The sequence below is a fragment of the Streptomyces sp. NRRL WC-3626 genome (assembly GCF_000718785.1).
Taxonomy (GTDB): domain Bacteria; phylum Actinomycetota; class Actinomycetes; order Streptomycetales; family Streptomycetaceae; genus Streptomyces; species Streptomyces edwardsiae.
The window spans coordinates 144,241-161,708 of the sequence record NZ_JOCA01000001.1; the positions used below are offsets into that span (position 1 = coordinate 144,241).

Below are 17,468 nucleotides of genomic sequence, written 5' to 3' on the forward strand. Positions count from 1 at the left end.
CGATCACACGGAGCACTTCACAGCCCTCCCACTTGATCGAGGTAGCCGCATGCCCACCACCCCTGCCACGGAGTCCCAGGTCGTCACGATGAAGCTGGGGGACGTCGAGATCACCCGCGTCATCGAGTTCTCCGACATCTCGCCGATGACGACCGACGTGTTCTTCCCCGGTTCCAAGCCGGAGGAATGGCAGCGCCACGCCGCGCTGCTGGACCCGGACCACTGGGACGCCCGCACCGACCTGACGCGCGTCGCCACCCAGTCCTGGGCGCTGCGCAGCGAAGGCCGGGTCATCCTGATCGACACCGGTGCGGGCAATGGCAAGTACCGTCCGCTGCAGCCCATCTGGTCGTACCTGAACACGGGTTACCTGGACAACCTCGCCGCGGCGGGCATCATGCCGGAGGATGTCGACCTCGTCGTCAACACCCATCTGCACGACGACCACGTCGGCTGGAACACCCGGCTCGAGGGACGCGACTGGGTGCCCACGTTCCCCAACGCGACCTATCTGATGCCGCGCCCCGACGTCGAGTACTGGCGTCCGGAGAACCTCCCCCACACCCGGTTCGGCCGGGGGAACCAGAACGTGTACGAGGACAGCGTCGACCCGGTGCTCGACGCCGGACTGGTCAGGACGTGGGACGACTCCTACGTCATCGACGCCAACCTCCGGCTCGAGGCGGCGCCCGGGCACACTCCGGGTTCCTCGATCATCCACCTCCAGTCCGGAGGCGACCGCGCGGTCTTCGCCGGCGATCTGATGCACGGCGCGATCCAGGTCCACGAACCCCACCTGAACAGCTGCTTCGAGGAGGACGAGGACGCCGCCCGCGCCAGCCGGTCCCGGATGTACGCCTACGCCGCCGACCACAACGCCCTCGTCCTGCCCGCCCATCTGCCCGGACACGGCGCCTTCGAGATCCGCCGCGCAGGCTCCGGCTTCGAGATCGCCGCCTGGGCCCCCTTCTCCCGCACCTGACCCCTCAGGCACGTCGTCCGCGCGGGTCAGGCGGGCCCGGGGAGGTGACCGAGGTGCTCGATGACGCGCTCGCGCAGCAGGAGGTACTCCTCCCAGCGCCGAGGAAGAGGCCCGGGTGGCCGTTTGACGACGCGGGACGCGGTGACGGTCTGGCCGTCCCGGAACTGCTCGCGCGTGAGGTCGAGTTCCACACCGCTGGGCAACCGGTTCCACCAGTGGAATCCGTGCTGTTCCCCGCCGCGGTGGACCTCCCCGACCATGAGGTCGCCACCGAAGATGTCGTTCACTATCAGAGCGGTGATGTCACAGTGCCCCCACGCCGGGTTGTCGGGCTGCCAGCCGGCGCGGTCGAGGTCGTCCGGGGAACAGGTGTCAGCGGCCCAACCGGCCCGCAGGGCCTTTTCGACGACCAGCAGGTTCCACGGGATCACGCCGATCGCATCGCAGTCGCCACCGCCGTCGGCGGAGCGCCGGGGGGACGCCTTCTCGGCTGCCGGCCCGGACTCGGACCGCAGGTACCGGCGCAGAGCCTCCCGTCCTCCCGGAACGAAGGGCCGCCGGTCGGCGACCTCGCGCAGTTCGGCCTCGGTCAGCCAGCCCTGCCAGGCGATCTCGCCCGGGTCCGGGGTCAGGGGTTCCGTCACGACGGCCTCGTGCACCCCCAGCCACACGAGGCTGATCCCCTCCCGGCAAAGGAACTTGAACATGAAGCGCACGGGCACCCGAACGCCCAGCTCTTCGGCCAGTTCCCGGGCCGCGGCTTCCTCGTACGACTCACCCACGTTCACGGCGCCACCGACCATCACGTCGTAGGAGCCGGGGTACCGGGAACGCGTCCCGGACCGCCGCAGCACCAGGAACCGTCCTGCCCGGTCACGGCAGATCGTCGCCGCGATGCGATGTGGCCAGTGCCGACGCTCCGCCTCGCCTCGTTCGACGACTCCCAACACGCGGTCCTGCTCGTCCACATGCTCCACCAGTTCGCTCATCGAGGCACGATCTCAGTCCCCACTGACAGCGCGGCCCCGTCGTCCAGGGAGAGGCGACGCCGCGCCGCCCGCTCGGGGGCAGAATGGTGATGCGGGAGCTCGCCTTCATCGGGAAAGCGTCGGGAGAGACATGATGACCCATCCCCCCACGGAGCACTGCGGCTCCGCCGACGGTCCCGCGTGCGTCGAGGCCGCCTTCGCCCCCGCCCAGTGGGTCGCCTTCGCGCCGTATGTCTCCGGGTCTCGATGAGCCGGCCGCTCAGCGCCGCCCAGCGGCGGCTCGTCGAGGGTGCCGAGATCGGCAGCGGGCGACTGCGGGGTGGTACGCCGGCTCAGCTTGCCGCCTTGGTGAAGCGGGGGCTGGCGTTCCGGCATCCGCGGCCGCCGCACGATCATTTTCTGACCCCGGCGGGGCATCGGGCGCGGGAGGAGGGCGCGGCGCCCGAGCCGGTCCAGGTACCGGACACGGCCGGGGTGTTCGCCGCGCGGGTCGGGGGTGAGCGCTCTGCGGTGGGGTCGGGGCCCGCCCGGCTTCGGGAGGTGCGCGGTGCCTGGCAGGGGATGCTCGAATTGCGGCGGATGACCAATCCGGACGGGGCCACCGACCGGCCCTGCGGGTGGGAGCGTTCGCATCTCGTGCAGGCCGCCGCGCTCGCGCTGGAGGCGGCGGGGCACCGGCCGGCCGGTGAGGACGAGGACGGTTATCGCGTGCGGGAGACCCCGCAGCCCGAGGCCGTCGCCGTGTACGAGGCGGACGTCGACGCGCTGCGGGCCTGCGCGGCCACGCTGGAGGGGGCCGGGTGGCAGGTCGGGGAGTACACCGAGCCCAGGACGCGGGCGCGTTATCTGCTGGCCTCCCCGCGCCGGGTGTGAGGGGCATGCCAAGATCGGTGGGTCGGGCAACCATCTCTGCCGAGCAGGCGTGAAGGGGACAGCCACCGTGAGCGAGCCGTTTTCCGTGCGGGTGACCGTGCGCGGGTACGAGACCGATGTGCAGGGTCACCTCAACCAGGCCGTGTACCTCAACTACGCGGAGCACGCGCGCTGGTCGCTGCTCCAGGAGGCGGGGATCACCCAGTCGGGGCTCATCTCCCGGGGCCTGGGACCGGTCGCCCTGGAGACCACCATCCGTTACAGGCGTGAGCTGCTCGCCGGTGACGAGGCCGACGTGAGCTGCGCCTTCGTCTGGAGCGGCGGCAAGACCTTCACCATCGAGCAGACGATCACCAAGGCCGACGGCACCGTGGCGGCCGAGCTCACGGGCGTCGGCGGGCTGATGGACCTCGAACGGCGCAAGCTCGTGCCGAACCCCGAGGGCGTTTTCCGGGACCTGGCGAAAGCCCCGGGGCTGTTCGGGCTGTAGCCGGGCTTTCACGCTCTGAAAGTTTCCGCCGCCCGGTTCCCAAGTTTCCAGGCCATCCGCTCCTACAGTGGACCAGACCACCAGAGAGGAACGGAAGCTCTTTACAGGCCCGGAATCTACGTGCGTAACTAATGACGCGCGCACGTCAATCAGTACGTTCATCTGTACGGAACTGCCCAGGTGGCAGCGGCCGACGTCACCTCCTTCGCTCATCCCCACATGTGTCAGGAGGCAGCCCCATGTCCTTTCTCCCCCACCCCCGCAGACGAATCGTCACCGCGCTCGGCGCCCTCGGTGCCGCGCTCGCGCTGACGGCCACCGCGGCAGGCGGCGCGACCGCCGCGCCGGGGCCCGACCGGGACCGTGTCCACGTGGAACCCGGCGAGGCCTACATGGGTGTCGGCACCCTTGCGCACGGGGGTTCCGCTCCGGCCGACGCGCCCTCCCGTGGCGCGCTGGCCCCCACCGACGGAGTCCAGGGCATCGACGTGTCGCACTGGCAGGGCGCCATCAACTGGGGGTCGGTGCGTGGCGCCGGTGTCCAGTTCGCCTGGATCAAGGCGACCGAGGGCACCTCGTACAAGGACGACCGGTTCAACAGCAACTATCCCGCCGCGTACAACGCGGGTGTGATCCGTGGGGCGTACCACTTCGCCCTCCCGAACGCCTCCAACGGAGCGACCCAGGCGAACTACTTCGCCGGCAACGGGGGTGGCTGGTCGCGTGACAATCTCACCCTGCCGGGTGTGCTGGACATCGAGCACAACCCGTACGGGGCGATGTGCTACGGGCTGTCCACGACGCAGATGCGTACCTGGGTCAACGACTTCTACACCGCCTACAAGGCGCGTACCGGGCGGGATGTCGTGATCTACACGACGGCGAGCTGGTGGAACACCTGCACGGGCAACTGGACCGGCATGTCCGCCAAGAGTCCGCTGTGGGTGGCGCACTGGACGTCCGCGTCGGCGCCGACGATTCCCAGCGGGTTCCCCACCTGGACGGTGTGGCAGTACACCAGCACCGGGGCGGTGAGCGGGGTCGCGGGGAGTGTGGACCGGAACCAGTTCAACGGGTCCCGTGAGCGGTTGCTGGCGCTGGCGAACAACACCTGACGTCCGATCGGCCCGAGGGGAGCCGACGGGCCTTCGCCGTCGGCTCCCCTCCCCCACCCCGACTCCGTCCCCGAGGAGTGATCGTGCACCCCGAGAACCCCCTCCGGCGCCGGCTCCTGTTCGCCGGCGCGGCCGGACTGGCCGCCGTCACCGCCATGCCCGGGAGCGCGCACGCGCGCGGCGCTGAGGCCATAGAGCCCGACATCGACTCGACCGGGGCCTGGGGCGCCCGTTCCCCGCAGGGGAACATCGGCGTCCTTCAGTACCGGCCGAGCAGGATCGTGATCCACCACACGGTGAGTGCGAACACCGCGGATTTCTCGCGGGCCCAGGCGCACGCGCACGCCCACTGGGTGCAGGACCTGCACCTGGACGAGAACGGCTGGGTCGACACCGGGTACCACTTCCTGGTCAGCCGGGGCGGCTGGATCACCGAGGGGCGGCACGGGAGCCTTCAGGCGCTGACCGGCGGGCGGAGCTTCGTGCTCGGGGCGCACACGTCCGGGCAGAACGAGCAGGCGATCGGGATTGCCTGCGAGGGGGCGTATCACGCGGGGGCGGTGCCGCCGGGAGCTCAGTGGGATGTGCTGGTGGCCCTGTGCGCGTATGCGTGCGTCCGGTACGGCGTTTCTTCCTCGCAGATCTTCGGCCACAAGGACTACGGCTCCACGTTGTGTCCGGGGGTGTACCACGAGCTGCTGCCCCGGCTGCGGGAGGAGGTGGGGGCGGCGGTGTAGCGGGGCGGGGGGTGCAGTGGGCCGCGTTCGCGGGTGCCGCTGCGCCCACCCGTGCCGCCCCCGGCGGCACGACTGCCCGCAGCTGCGCCGGGCGAAGTTCTCGGGGTGATCAGGCCTGTGCCGCGATGCCCGCCAGTCGCCGGGCCTCCGTACGTGTGCGGCGGGCGATCTCGTCCTCGTCGGCTGTGAGCAGGGATCCGTTCTTCACGATCTGGTCGCCGTTGACGAAGGATGCCGTGATCGGGGCCGGGGCGCCGAGAACCAGCGCGGTCACCGGGTCGGCGATGGAGGCGTGGGCCAGGGTGTCCATACGCCACAGGACCAGGTCGGCGAGCTTGCCCGGCTCCAGGGAGCCGATCTCCGATGCGCGGCCCAGCACTTGGGCGCCGCCGTAGGTGCCCAGGCGGAGTGCCCGGCGGGCGTTCAGGGCGGTTTCGCGGTGAGGGCCGAGGCGGTTGACCAGCAGGGCGTTGCGGAGTTCGGTGTGGAGTTCGCCGGACTCGTTGGACGCCGTGCCGTCGACCCCGAGGCCCACCGGGACGCCCGCGGCGAGCATGTCCGGGACGCGGGCGATACCGGCGGCCAGCCGGGCGTTGGAGGACGGGCAGTGGGCAACTCCCGTTCCCGTACGGGCGAACGCGGCGATGTCGGAGTCGTTCATATGGACGCAGTGCGCCATCCACACGTCCTCGCCGAGCCAGCCGGTGGACTCGAAGTAGTCCGTCGGGCCCCTGCCGAACAGCTCGTGGCAGAACTTCTCCTCCTCCACGGTCTCCGAGCCGTGCGTGTGCAGGCGTACGCCGAGCCGTCGGGCCAACTCGGCTCCGTACCGCATAAGTTCGGTGGAGACGGAGAAGGGTGAGCAGGGCGCGACGGCGACCTGGGTCATGGCGTCGAAGGAGGCGTCGTGGTGCCGGCGTACCGTCTCCTCGGTGGCGGCGAGCGCGTCGTCGAGCGTCTCGACGGCGAAGTCGGGCGGCAGTCCCCCGTCCTTCTCCCCCCGGTCCATGGAGCCGCGGGCGAGGGTGAAGCGGATGCCCATGTCGCGGGCGGCGCCGATGATGGTCGCGGACAGGTCGCCGGTGCCACGCGGGAAGACGTAGTGGTGGTCCATGGTCGTGGTGACGCCGCCGCGGGCCATCATGGCGAGCGAGCCCCGGGCCGCCGCGTGGACCATCGGTTCGTCGATGCGCGCCCAGACCGGGTAGAGGGCGACGAGCCAGTCGAAGAGGTTGTGGTCGGTGGCCAGGCCCCGGGTGATCCACTGGTAGAAGTGGTGATGGGTGTTGACCAGGCCGGGGGTCACGAGATGCCCGGCCGCGTCGATCCGGCGTACGACGTTCTCCAGGCCGGCGGGAGCGGCACCCGCGCCGAGCGACTCGATGCGGTTGCCGGCGAGGACGACGTATCCGGAGGCGTACTCGGTGCCGTGCGCGTCGACGGTCGCGATCGCGCCGTTCTCGATGACGGTGCGCCGGTCTGCTGCCATGGTGCGTCCTTTTCGCGTACGTGGTGAGGAGAGGACGGGGCGAACCCCCGTGCGGTCAGAGGTTGGTGAGGTCCGCCGGTATGCGCGCCTCGCGTCCGTCCCGCAGGACCGTCGCCTCGATCAGGCCGTAGGGGCGGTCGGCGGCGACGTACACAGCCCCCTCGGCGGTGTCGTTGCTCAGCCCGAAGGGCTCCAGGTCGACCAGGAAGTGGTGGCTGTTGGGGAGGGAGAAGCGGACCTCGTCTATCTCGTCGCGGCGGTCGATGATCCGCGCGCCCATCTCGTACATCGTCTGCTGCAGGGACAGCGAGTAGGTCTCGGCGAAGGCCTGGAGGAGGTGCTTCCTGATCTGCGTGTAGGACTGCTCCCAGTCGGGCATCGGCCGGTCGTCGCCGGTCCAGTTGAACCGCCAGCGGCCGGAGACCGAGGTGGCGAGGACGCGGTCGCGGGTCTCCTCGAGGGTCGTGTACGCGTCCTTGACGTAGCCCCGGAACTCGGAGTCGGTGGAGTTGAGTACGGTCAGGTCCTTCAGGCCGGAGATCACCTCCCAGCGTTCGCCGTCGTAGGCGACCTGCGTCAGCCGGGTCTCCTGGCCCTTGCGGACGAAGGAGTGCCCGCCCTCGCCCGCCCCGTCGCCCGCCCCCTCGATCCGCTCCCACGCGTACTCCTCGACGCGGATGCGGGCCCAGTGGATGGGCTCCTGCGAGGTGACGAAGTGCCTGGCCAGGTGGATGCCGAACTGTTCGGCGGACTCGATGCCGTACTTCTTGGCGAACGCGTACACCGTGTTCTTCGTGGTGTCCGTCGGCAGCACATGGGCGTTGGAGCCGGAGTAGTGGACCTCGTCCATGTCGCCGGACAGGGCGACGGAGACGTTGAGGTCCTTGATGTGGTGGGTGGCGCCGTCCCGGGTGATCCTCACGACCCGGTTCTCGGCCTTGCCGTACTGGTTCTGTCCCAGGATGGTCGGCATGGAGCTAGCTCCCTCGGTAGACGGAGTAGCCGAACGGGTTGAGCAGCAGCGGTACGTGATAGTGCTCGCCCGGGACGACGGCGAACGTGACCGTCACCTCCGGGAAGAACACCGTGGCGCCGCTGTCCCGGTTCTCGGCGGATTCCTCGAAGTACGCCTCGACGGCGAAGTCGAGCCGTACGTGGGTGGCGGCCTCCGGCAGCGCCGGCAGGTCCTCGCACCGCCCGTCCGCGTCGGTCGCGGCGCCGCCGAGCGCCGTCCAGTCCGCGTGCCGGCCCGCGCGGGCGGCGAGGCGGACGGCGACGCCCGCCGCGGGGCGGCCGGCGCTGGTGTCCAGGATGTGCGTGGACACCGAGGCGGTGGTGTCGGTGCTCATGTCAGTCCTCTCCGCGTTCGCCCTCGGCCAGGCGGGCCAGCCGGATGCGGTTGATCTTCCCCAGTTCGGTGCGGACGATCTCGCGTTCCCGTTCCGGCGTGTTACCGAGGCGTTTTCTGACGGCGTCGCGCAGTTGCCCGGCGGTCCGGCCGGTGGCGCAGATGAGGAACACATGGCCGAACCGCTCCTGGTAGGCCAGGTTCAGTTCGAGCATCTCGGCCCTGAGTCCGTCCGGCGCGGCCGCCATGCCGCTCTGCTCCCGCGCGGAGACCGGGTCCCCCGGTTCGGGGCGGCCGATCGGCGGGTGTCCGGCCATGGCCTCGTCCAGGTCGGCCGCGGTCAGGCCGGCCGTGGCGGCGTCACCGGCGGCGAACAGGTCGTCGGCGGTGGCGTACGGGCGGGCGGCCAGCACGCGGCGGGCCCACGCGGTGGAGGCGCAGGCCTGGTGGAGTGCGGCGAGGGCCGCGTGTTCCTCCAGCGCGTTGAAGCGGGCCAGGCCCGCCGGGGTGGGGGTCGACGACACGTGAGCCTCCGTGGCCGCGTGCTGAAACAGGCGTGCCGACAGTGAACGCCGACGCGGGCAGCGCGTCAACAGTTTGTTGAAAATCCGGGGCTCAGGTGCCCTTCTCGCGGTTCAGGTAGTTGTAGACGGTGAAGCGGCTGACTCCGAGCGCGCCCGCCACCGTCTCCACGCCGTGCCGTACGGCGAAGGCGCCGCGCGCCTCCAGACCGCGCACGATCTCCTGCTTGGCCTTGCGGTCCAGGTCCGCGAGCGGCCTTCCCCGCGCGCGTTCCAGTGCCGCGAGGATGTGGTCGAGGGAGTCCGCGAGCTGCGGCAGTCGTACGGCGACGACGCCGGCGCCCTGCCAGGAGAGCACGACGTCGTCGCCGCCGGCCTCGTCGGGCGGGATCATCTCGCCGCCCATGGCGTCGACCAGCGGTCTCACCGCCGCGATGAACGCCTCGCTCACCGGTCGCCCTCCTCTACGACATTGACCTGGAGGGAGATCCGGGTGGCGCCGGCCGTCAGCGCCCCGCGCAGCACCGCGTCCACGGCGTCGAGGACCGCCTCCGCCCCGCCCTCCGCGGTGTTGCCGAACGGCCCGACATCGACGGCGTCCAGCTCGGCCCCTTCGACGACCTCCCGCGCCACCACCGCGTGCGCGGGCGCCTCGTCGAGGTCGAAGGGCTCGGTCGTGAACTCCACCCGCAATCGCACTGCGCCCCCACATGGCATCGACTCCGGCCTGCGCGTCACATCGGCCGCCGGCCCAGGTCGGCACGACCTTAACGGACTCCCCCCGCGGCGGTCCCGGAGCGGGACGGGCCGGGCGCCGGCCCGGTCGGGCGGGGTGTCGCCGAGGCGGCCGCGAGAAGCGGCGGGACCGCGGCTGGACAACCCGCCCAGCGCAGACGCATCTGCCAGGCGATTCACATCATTGTCCAGCAGATGCGAGGCCCATCGGGTACTTCACTTGGCATCTACGGCAGTATGATCGGCGACACGGGTGGAGCGGGGGCCATGGGTCCACGTGGTCGCCGAAGAACCGTGGACGTGTCCGTTCAGGACGGTGAGGGAGTGGACCCGAGATGACCCGAACCACGCGCCGGTACGGCCGGATACTCCAGGTGACCGGGGCGGGCGTCGCCGCGCTGCTGGCCCTGAGCGCCTGTTCGTCCTCCGGCCCGGACTCCGGCGGCGAGTCTGCCGCCTCGGCGCGGGCGGGGGTGTCCGGGACGGTGAACGTGTTCGCCGCCGCCTCGCTGACGGAGAGCTTCACCGAGCTGGGCAGGCAGTTCGAGAAGGAGCACCCCGGCACGGAGGTCGTCTTCAACTTCGGCGGCAGTGACTCGCTCGCCGCCGGGATCACCAGCGGCGCCCCCGCCGATGTGTTCGCCTCGGCCAGCCCCAGGACGATGAAGACCGTCACGGACGCCGGGGCGGCGGAGGGAACCCCGGTCACGTTCGTCCGCAACGGGCTGGAGATCGCCACCCTCCCCGGCAACCCGGACCGGATCGCCTCCCTGAAGGACCTCACCGGTGACGGTCTGAAGGTCGTGCTGTGCGACAGGACGGTGCCGTGCGGCGCCGCCGCCGAGAAGGCGCTGACCGCGGCCGGTCTCGAGCTCACCCCGGTCTCCTACGAGGAGGACGTCAAGTCCGCCCTCAACAAGGTGGTCCTCAAGGAGGCCGACGCCGCCGTCGTGTACAGGACGGATGTGAGGGCGGCCGGTGACAAGGTGGAGGGCGTGGAGTTCCCCGAAGCCGCCGAGGCGGTCAACGACTATCCGATCACCCTGCTCAAGGACGCCCCCAACGCCGGTGCCGGCAAGGCGTTCATCGAGCTGGTGCGGTCCGCCGAGGGCCGGAAGGCGCTGACCGGAGCCGGGTTCACCGCGCCGTGAGGGCCCCGCGCGGATCCGGTACGGCGACCGGCGGGGCGCCGCTCCCGCTGCTCGTGCCCGCCCTGATCGGTCTGGCCTTCCTGGTGCTCCCGCTGGTCGCGCTGCTGCTGCGGGCGCCCTGGTCGAGCATGCCCGGTCTGCTGACCGGCACCGAGGTGTGGCAGGCGCTGCGGCTGTCGCTGATCTGCGCCACGGCCGCGACCGTGGTGAGCATGGTGATCGGCGTGCCGCTGGCCTGGCTGCTGGCCCGGGTCGAGTTCCCGGGCCGTGGGCTCGTACGGGCCCTGGTGACACTGCCGTTGGTGCTGCCGCCGGTGGTGGGCGGTGTCGCCCTGCTGATGGCGCTGGGCCGCAACGGGGTCGTGGGGCAGTGGCTGGACTCCTGGTTCGGGATCACGCTGCCGTTCACCACCACCGGCGTGATCATCGCCGAGGCGTTCGTGGCGATGCCGTTCCTCGTCATCAGCGTCGAGGGCACGCTGCGCGCCGCCGACCCCCGCTACGAGGAGGCGGCCACCACGCTCGGCGCCTCCCGTTTCACCGCGTTCCGCCGGGTGACGCTGCCGCTGATCGCGCCCGGCATCGCGGCCGGTGCCGTACTGGCGTGGGCGCGGGCGCTCGGCGAGTTCGGCGCGACGATCACCTTCGCGGGGAACTTCCCGGGCCGCACCCAGACCATGCCCCTGGCCGTGTACCTCGCCCTGCAGAACGACCCGGAGGCGGCCATCGCGCTCAGCCTGGTGCTGCTGGCCGTGTCCATCGCCGTACTCGCCGGACTGCGCGACCGCTGGATGACCGCCTCATGACCGACGTCACCAAGGCATCCACCCCCGAAGTCCCCTCCGGCGAAGGGCTCGACGCGCGGCTCGTCGTCGAGCGCGGGGCCTTCCGTCTCGATGTGCCGCTGGCCGCCGCACCCGGGGACGTGGTCGCGCTGCTCGGACCCAACGGCGCCGGCAAGACCACCGCCCTGCGGGCCCTCGCCGGTCTCGTCCCGCTGTCGGACGGCGGCCGTCTGCGGCTCGACGGAAGGGAGTTGGACCGTACGCCGCCGGAGTCGCGGCCGGTCGGGGTGGTCTTCCAGGACTATCTGCTCTTCCCGCACCTCTCCGCGCTGGACAACGTCGCGTTCGGGCCCCGCTGCCGGGGCACGGGCAAGGCGGAGGCACGCGCGCAGGCCGCCATCTGGCTGGAGCGGATGGGGCTGTCCGAGCACGCCGGCGCCAAGCCGCGGCGGCTCTCCGGCGGCCAGGCCCAGCGGGTCGCGCTCGCCCGCGCCCTGGCCACCCACCCCCGGCTGCTGCTCCTCGACGAGCCCCTCGCCGCCCTCGACGCCCGCACCCGTCTCGATGTCCGCGCCCAACTCCGGCGCCATCTGGCGGACTTCGAGGCCGTCGCCGTACTCGTCACACACGATCCGCTCGACGCCATGGTGCTCGCCGACCACCTGGTCGTCATCGAGGAGGGCCGCGTCGTCCAGGAGGGCACGCCCGGCCATGTCGCCCGTCACCCCCGCACCGACTACATCGCCCATCTGGTCGGCCTCAACCTCTACCGGGGCCGGGCAAAGGGGCACACGGTACGGCTCGACGACGGGGCGGTGATCACGACGGCGGAGGAGCTGACCGGGCCCGCGTTCGTCGCCTTCCCGCCCAGCGCGGTCACCCTCCACCGGGACCGCCCCACGGGCTCCAGTGCCCGGAATCTCTGGCGCTGCGAGGTCGCCGGCATGGAGACGCACGGCGACCGGATACGCGCCGCCCTCACCGGCGAACTGCCGCTGGCCGCCGATCTGACCACGGTCGCCGCCGCGGAACTCGACCTGCACGCCGGTGCGACGGTCTGGGCCACGGTCAAGGCCACCCAGACCCGCGCCTACCACGACTGAGAACGGGCAGGTCACGCCGGGCGGCGGGAGGAGGCGCCGTACGGGCGGGGCCGGACTCGTGGTCGTCCCTCACCCACCGCGTCGCGCGGACCGGCCTCGCCCGGCCCCCTTGACAGTCCGAGACGGTGGCGGCAGTCTTCCATCAAACAGAAAGTAATTTCCACTATGCGGAATTACAGGAAGGCCGTCCCCGATGGGATTCGCAGACCAGCGGTTCGACGTCAATCTGTCGATCCTCTTCACCGAACTCCCGCTCCTGGAGCGCCCGGCGGCCGCCGCCGCGGCCGGTTTCACCGCGGTCGAGCTGTGGTGGCCCTGGGTCGACTCCCCCACTCCCGGACGATCTCGGCTCGACGCGCTGCACAGGGCGATCGAGGACGCGGGCGTACACCTCACCGGCCTGAACTTCTACGCCGGACGGCTCCCCGGACCCGACCGGGGCGCCCTGTCCGTCCCCGGTGAGGAGTCGGAGCGGTTCCGCGCCAACATCGACGTGGCCGTCGGTTTCGCCCACTCCCTCGGCTGTACGGCGCTGAACGCGCTGTACGGCAACCGGGTCGACGGCGTGGACCCGGCCGAGCAGGACGCGCTCGCGCTGGAGAACCTCGTCCTCGCCGCCCGCGCCGCCGACCGGATCGGCGCGATGCTGCTGATCGAGGCGCTGAACGCGCCCGAGTCGCCGCGGTACCCGCTGGTGTCGGCGCCCGCCGCCGTGGATGTCGTGGACCGGGTGAACGCGGCCACGGGACTGGGCAACGCCCGTTTCCTGATGGACCTCTACCACCTGGCGAGGAACGGCGAGGACCTGCCGGCGGTGATCGACCGGTACGCCGGAAGGACCGGCCATGTGCAGATCGCCGACAGCCCCGGCCGCGGCGCCCCCGGCACCGGTTCGCTCCCGCTGGAGGACCTCCTGGACCGGCTGCGCAAGGCCGGATACGACGGCTGGGTCGGCCTGGAGTACAAGACCGGCGACCGCCCCGGCACGGAGGCCTTCGACTGGCTCCCCCGCTGACCAGAACCCCCGTACCGAGAGGCACCCCGACATGAGCAACCTTCCCACGGTCGCCTGGATAGGTCTCGGCGTCATGGGCTCCCCGATGTCCGAGAACCTGATCAGGGCGGGCTACCACGTCACCGGCCACACCCTGGAGCGGGAGAAGCTGGACCGGCTGGCCGGTGCCGGCGGCACCGTGGCCGGCTCGGTCGCCGAGGCCGTACGGAACGCCGATGTGATCATCACGATGGTTCCGGCGTCGCCGCAGGTCGAGGCGATCGCGTACGGCCCCGGCGGCATCCTGGAGAACGCCCGGCCCGGGGCCCTGCTGATCGACATGTCCTCGATCACGCCACAGACCTCGGTCGATCTGGCCGCCGCCGCGAAGGACAAGGGCATCCGGGTGCTGGACGCCCCCGTGTCGGGCGGTGAGGCCGGGGCCGTCGAGGCGGTGCTGTCCATCATGGTGGGCGGCGGGCAGGCCGACTTCGAGGAGGCGAAGCCGCTCTTCGCGGCGCTCGGCAGGACGGTCGTGCGGTGCGGCCCGCACGGCTCGGGGCAGACCGTGAAGGCCGCCAATCAGCTGATCGTCGCCGTCAACATCCAGGCGTGCGCGGAGGCCGTGGTCTTCCTGGAGAAGTCCGGCGTGGACCTCACGGCGGCGCTCGAGGTCCTGAACGGCGGACTGGCCGGCTCGACGGTGCTGACCCGGAAGAAGGACAACTTCCTGAACCGGGACTTCACGCCGGGCTTCCGGATCGATCTGCACCACAAGGACATGGGCATCGTCACCGACGCCGCCCGCGCCGTGGGCGCCGCCCTGCCCGTCGGTGCCGTGGTCGCCCAGCTGGTGGCGAGCCTGCGCGCGCGGGGCGACGGCAGGCTGGACCACTCCGCGCTGCTGAGGGCGGTCGAGCGGCTGTCCGGCACGCACCTCGCATAGACCTCCGGGCGGCGCCGGCGCCGACATCCGTCCTGTCGCGCCCAAGGCACCGGCGCCGCCCGGAACCGCCCCGACGGGGCACGGCGACTCGCGTACGGCCACGGCCGTGGGCGCGGGGCGAGGGCGCCGCGGCGGTACGCGCGCCAGTGCGGTGGCGAAGGCGGCGGGACTCCCGCCCCGGCCTGAGAAGGGGGTCCCGCCGCCGCCGCGGTCCCGAGCCCCGCCCGGGCGGTCCCGCATCCGGGGTGCGGATCCGGCCGGGGCGCAGCAGCCTGGGGGCATGGCACATCCCACGGAGCATCCGCACATCGTGGTGCACTCCCCGGCTCTCGACGGCTCCCGGCGGGTCACCTCGGACGACGACACCCTGGGCATCGCGACGCACGTCGACGACGTGGCCGAGATCCTGCGGCTGGCCGACCTGTACGTCACCGATGTCGAGGGGACGGACCTGATCGACTGGCAGGGCGGCGGTCCCGACGACTGGCCGGGCCTCTCGGAACACCACGAGACGACATGAGCGCCGCTACGGCATCGGCCGTACAGCGGCTACGTCACCCTCAAATGAACCTCTGAAGGCGGCCGGAAACGCTTCGGCCCCCGTCGCCCGCGGGCACACTCCTGGCAACGCGGGGCCCGCCGGCACGGGGGCGGCGGGCCCCGCTTCAGGGGGTGACACGCCATGAACGACAGCGGAGGGGTCCGGGGGACGCCGCACGAGCTCGCCCTGCTGGCCGGCGGTGCGCGCGCCGCGGTCACGGTGGCCGTGGTCGCGCTGCATCTGCGGGGCGCCGTCGAGGCGGGCGCGCCGGGCACGATACGGGCGGTCGACTCCGAGGCGGGACGGGCACTGCCCCCGCTGCCGCCGCCGGGGGTCTCGCTGGACGTGGCCGCCGAGGTGGCCGTGGGGCGGGTGGACGCCCTCACGGGCGAGGTGCGCGCGCTGTACCTGGAGAGCGCCGTCTACCAGTGCCTCGACGAGCCGTCCGAGATACGGGAGTTGCTGCGGCACCCGGACGTCCGCTGGGCGCTGGCGGAGGTGCGGGTCGGGCTGGCGGAGGCGGGGATGCTGCGGGCCGCCCTGCTCGGGCCGAACAGGGCGGCCCGCCGGCGGATAGGCATCCTGCGGAAGGCGTTCCCGCTGCCGTCGAGCCGGCACGGCCTGACGGACGAACGGAAGCTGATCGCCGTCGCCCTGCACGGCAAGCCCGCCCTGAGCGCGCTCGTGCCGCGCTTCGCCCTGCGGGCGGGCCTGACCGAACGGGTCAGGCTCAGGGACAAGGGCCTGCGCCACTCCGCCGGAGGCGGTACCTACGGCAGCGGCGGGTCTCCCCTGAGCTGTGGGGGCGGGGGCGGCTGCGGCGGCGGGGGCGGCGACTGAGGGCGCGCGGGGCCGCCCCCGCGCGGGTCAGGGCTTCAGCGTCCTGATCGACGTGGGGGCGTGCCACGGTTCGGTCGCGGTCTCCTCGAACTCGACGACGTCACCGATGTCGTTGGTGGTCGACATGGCGATGTTGGTGACGCGTTCCAGGATCGCCTCGACGACGACCGGCACCCGGTACTCGGCCGCGAGTTTCCCGGCCTGTTCCAGGGCGGAACCCAGTTCGTCCGGGTCGGTCACCCGGATCGCCTTGCAGCCGAGCCCTTCGGCGACCTTGACGTGGTCGACGCCGTAGACGCCCAGCTCCGGGGTGTTGACGTTCTCGAACCCGAGGCTGACCTGGAAGTCGATGCCGAAGGCCCGCTGTGCCTGCCGGATCAGGCCCAAGTAGGCGTTGTTGACCAGGACATGGACGTAGGGGATCTTGTGCTGGGCTCCGACGGCCAGTTCCTCGATCATGAACTGGAAGTCGTAGTCGCCGGACAGGGCGACGACCGGTGTCGCGGGGTCGGCCTTCGCCACGCCGAGCGCGGCGGGGACGGTCCAGCCGAGGGGGCCGGCCTGGCCGCAGTTGATCCAGTGCCGGGGCCGGTGGACGTGCAGCAGCTGCGCGCCGGCGATCTGTGAGAGGCCGATGGTGGAGACGTATCGCGTCTCGGGGCCGAAGGCCCTGTTCATCTCCTGGTAGACCCGCTGCGGTTTGATCGGGGTGTCGTCGAAGTGGGTACGGCGCTGGAGTGCGGCGCGCTTCTCCTGGGTGGCGGCGGCCCATGGGGAACGGTCGGGCAGCCGGCCCTCGGCCCTCAGTTCCCCGGCCACCTCGACGAAGAGTTCCAGCGCGGCGCGCGCGTCGGAGGTGATGCCGTAGTCGGGGGCGAAGATCCGGCCGATCTGGGTGGGTTCGATGTCGATGTGGACGAACGTCCGTCCGGCCGTGTAGACATCGAGGCGTCCGGTGTGGCGGTTGGCCCAGCGGTTGCCGATGCCGAGGACGAAGTCGGACTCCAGGAAGGTCGCGTTGCCGTAGCGGTGGGAGGTCTGCAGGCCGACCATGCCGGCGTTGAGTTCGTGGTCGTCGGGGATCGCTCCCCAGCCCATGAGGGTCGGCACGACCGGGGTGCCGGTCAACTCGGCGAACCGGACGAGCGTTTCGGCGGCGTCGGCGTTGATGACACCGCCGCCGGCGACGATCAGCGGGCGCTCGGCGGCGTTCAGCATGCCGAGCGCCTTCTCGATCTGCGCGCGGGAGGCCGCGGGCCGGTAGACCGGGAGCGGTGCGTAGGTGTCCGGGTCGAACTCGATCTCCGTCAGCTGTACGTCGACCGGCAGATCGATCAGCACGGGGCCGGGCCGGCCGGAGCGCATGAGGTGGAAGGCCTGCTGGAAGGCGCCGGGTACCTGCGCGGCCTCCAGCACGGTCATGGCCATCTTGGTGACCGGCCGCGCGATGGCGGCGATGTCGACGGCCTGGAAGTCCTCCTTGTGGATCACCCCGGTCGGGGCCTGTCCTGTGATGCAGAGGATCGGGATCGAGTCCCCGATGGCGGAGTACAGGCCGGTGATCATGTCGGTGCCGGCCGGTCCCGACGTGCCGACGCAGACGCCGATGTTGCCGGGCCGGGTGCGGGTGTAGCCCTCGGCCATGTGGGAGGCGCCCTCCACATGGCGGGCGAGGGTGTGGGTGATGCCGCCGGACGCCTTGAGGGCCGCGTAGAAGGGGTTGATCGCCGCGCCCGGGACACCGAACGCGTCGGTGACGCCCTCACGCCTGAGGATTTCGACTGCCGCGCGGGCAGCGGTCATACGAGCCATGGAGTCTCCTGATCCGA

General features: G+C 71.6%; 20 protein-coding genes. 12 read left to right on the forward strand and 8 right to left on the reverse strand.

Annotated elements, in window-relative coordinates:
- Positions 1 to 49: 49 nt before the first annotated feature.
- On the forward strand, positions 50 to 982 hold the full coding sequence (locus tag IF28_RS0100630) for an MBL fold metallo-hydrolase (RefSeq protein ID WP_030212133.1): 933 nt from the start codon (positions 50 to 52) through the stop codon (positions 980 to 982).
- Between the two features lie 26 nt (positions 983 to 1,008).
- On the opposite strand, the gene IF28_RS40325 is transcribed toward IF28_RS0100630, so the two are convergent.
- Positions 1,009 to 1,971: an NUDIX hydrolase gene (locus IF28_RS40325; RefSeq protein WP_420713768.1), complete on the reverse strand. Its 963-nt coding sequence runs from the start codon at positions 1,969 to 1,971 to the stop codon at positions 1,009 to 1,011.
- A 246-nt stretch (positions 1,972 to 2,217) separates the two neighbouring features.
- Here IF28_RS40325 and IF28_RS0100650 point away from each other — a divergent pair, with 246 nt between their 5' ends.
- The 4 genes from IF28_RS0100650 to IF28_RS0100665 all read left to right on the forward strand — a co-directional run bounded on the left by IF28_RS0100650 (position 2,218) and on the right by IF28_RS0100665 (position 5,186).
- On the forward strand, positions 2,218 to 2,844 hold the full coding sequence (locus IF28_RS0100650; protein ID WP_030212137.1) for a hypothetical protein: 627 nt from the start codon (positions 2,218 to 2,220) through the stop codon (positions 2,842 to 2,844).
- 67 nt (positions 2,845 to 2,911) lie between these two features.
- Positions 2,912 to 3,334 (forward strand): acyl-CoA thioesterase, encoded by a 423-nt coding sequence (locus IF28_RS0100655; protein ID WP_030212139.1) that lies wholly within the window; start codon positions 2,912 to 2,914, stop codon positions 3,332 to 3,334.
- 239 nt (positions 3,335 to 3,573) lie between these two features.
- Positions 3,574 to 4,449 carry a lysozyme gene (locus IF28_RS0100660; RefSeq protein WP_030212142.1) on the forward strand — a complete coding sequence of 292 codons (876 nt, stop codon included), beginning with the start codon at positions 3,574 to 3,576 and terminating at the stop codon, positions 4,447 to 4,449.
- An 83-nt stretch (positions 4,450 to 4,532) separates the two neighbouring features.
- The gene (locus IF28_RS0100665; RefSeq protein ID WP_030212144.1) at positions 4,533 to 5,186 is read left to right on the forward strand and encodes a peptidoglycan recognition family protein; all 654 of its coding nucleotides are present in this window, start codon (positions 4,533 to 4,535) and stop codon (positions 5,184 to 5,186) included.
- A 109-nt stretch (positions 5,187 to 5,295) separates the two neighbouring features.
- On the opposite strand, the gene IF28_RS0100670 is transcribed toward IF28_RS0100665, so the two are convergent.
- The 6 genes from IF28_RS0100670 to IF28_RS0100695 all read right to left on the reverse strand — a co-directional run bounded on the left by IF28_RS0100670 (position 5,296) and on the right by IF28_RS0100695 (position 9,243).
- Positions 5,296 to 6,675 (reverse strand): 8-oxoguanine deaminase, encoded by a 1,380-nt coding sequence (locus tag IF28_RS0100670; RefSeq protein ID WP_030212147.1) that lies wholly within the window; start codon positions 6,673 to 6,675, stop codon positions 5,296 to 5,298.
- Between the two features lie 55 nt (positions 6,676 to 6,730).
- A complete protein-coding gene (gene pucL / locus IF28_RS0100675) occupies positions 6,731 to 7,648 on the reverse strand; it encodes a factor-independent urate hydroxylase (RefSeq protein ID WP_030212150.1) in 918 nt (305 codons plus the stop codon).
- Between the two features lie 4 nt (positions 7,649 to 7,652).
- Positions 7,653 to 8,024 carry a hydroxyisourate hydrolase gene (uraH, locus tag IF28_RS0100680; RefSeq protein WP_030212153.1) on the reverse strand — a complete coding sequence of 124 codons (372 nt, stop codon included), beginning with the start codon at positions 8,022 to 8,024 and terminating at the stop codon, positions 7,653 to 7,655.
- 1 nt (position 8,025) lies between these two features.
- Positions 8,026 to 8,547 carry a 2-oxo-4-hydroxy-4-carboxy-5-ureidoimidazoline decarboxylase gene (gene uraD / locus IF28_RS0100685; protein ID WP_030212155.1) on the reverse strand — a complete coding sequence of 174 codons (522 nt, stop codon included), beginning with the start codon at positions 8,545 to 8,547 and terminating at the stop codon, positions 8,026 to 8,028.
- Positions 8,548 to 8,638: 91 nt separating this feature from the next.
- Complete coding sequence (locus tag IF28_RS0100690; RefSeq protein ID WP_051713586.1) at positions 8,639 to 8,950, reverse strand: helix-turn-helix domain-containing protein; 312 nt, start codon at positions 8,948 to 8,950, stop codon at positions 8,639 to 8,641.
- A 41-nt stretch (positions 8,951 to 8,991) separates the two neighbouring features.
- Positions 8,992 to 9,243 (reverse strand): hypothetical protein, encoded by a 252-nt coding sequence (locus IF28_RS0100695; RefSeq protein ID WP_030212159.1) that lies wholly within the window; start codon positions 9,241 to 9,243, stop codon positions 8,992 to 8,994.
- Positions 9,244 to 9,614: 371 nt separating this feature from the next.
- Here IF28_RS0100695 and modA point away from each other — a divergent pair, with 371 nt between their 5' ends.
- The 7 genes from modA (at position 9,615) to IF28_RS0100730 (ending at position 15,639) form a co-directional block, all read left to right on the forward strand.
- On the forward strand, positions 9,615 to 10,430 hold the full coding sequence (modA, locus tag IF28_RS0100700; RefSeq protein ID WP_030212161.1) for a molybdate ABC transporter substrate-binding protein: 816 nt from the start codon (positions 9,615 to 9,617) through the stop codon (positions 10,428 to 10,430).
- The gene (modB, locus tag IF28_RS0100705) at positions 10,427 to 11,236 is read left to right on the forward strand and encodes a molybdate ABC transporter permease subunit (protein ID WP_030212163.1); all 810 of its coding nucleotides are present in this window, start codon (positions 10,427 to 10,429) and stop codon (positions 11,234 to 11,236) included. The genes modA and modB overlap by 4 nt, the downstream gene beginning before the upstream one ends.
- Complete coding sequence (locus IF28_RS0100710) at positions 11,233 to 12,318, forward strand: ABC transporter ATP-binding protein (protein WP_030212165.1); 1,086 nt, start codon at positions 11,233 to 11,235, stop codon at positions 12,316 to 12,318. Before modB ends, IF28_RS0100710 begins: the two co-directional genes overlap by 4 nt.
- Positions 12,319 to 12,511: 193 nt before the next feature.
- Positions 12,512 to 13,333, forward strand: coding sequence for a TIM barrel protein (locus tag IF28_RS0100715; protein WP_030212168.1), 822 nt, complete (start codon positions 12,512 to 12,514; stop codon positions 13,331 to 13,333).
- A 31-nt stretch (positions 13,334 to 13,364) separates the two neighbouring features.
- Entirely contained in the window at positions 13,365 to 14,258 is an 894-nt protein-coding gene (locus IF28_RS0100720) for a 2-hydroxy-3-oxopropionate reductase (protein WP_030212170.1), read from the forward strand.
- A gap of 280 nt (positions 14,259 to 14,538) precedes the next feature.
- Complete coding sequence (locus IF28_RS0100725; protein ID WP_030212172.1) at positions 14,539 to 14,778, forward strand: hypothetical protein; 240 nt, start codon at positions 14,539 to 14,541, stop codon at positions 14,776 to 14,778.
- 162 nt (positions 14,779 to 14,940) lie between these two features.
- Positions 14,941 to 15,639, forward strand: a complete 699-nt coding sequence (locus IF28_RS0100730) for a hypothetical protein (RefSeq protein WP_030212174.1) — start codon at positions 14,941 to 14,943, stop codon at positions 15,637 to 15,639.
- Positions 15,640 to 15,666: 27 nt separating this feature from the next.
- Here IF28_RS0100730 and gcl read toward each other — a convergent pair whose 3' ends face one another.
- A complete protein-coding gene (gene gcl, locus IF28_RS0100735; protein WP_030212177.1) occupies positions 15,667 to 17,451 on the reverse strand; it encodes a glyoxylate carboligase in 1,785 nt (594 codons plus the stop codon).
- Between the last annotated feature and the right edge of the window lie 17 nt (positions 17,452 to 17,468).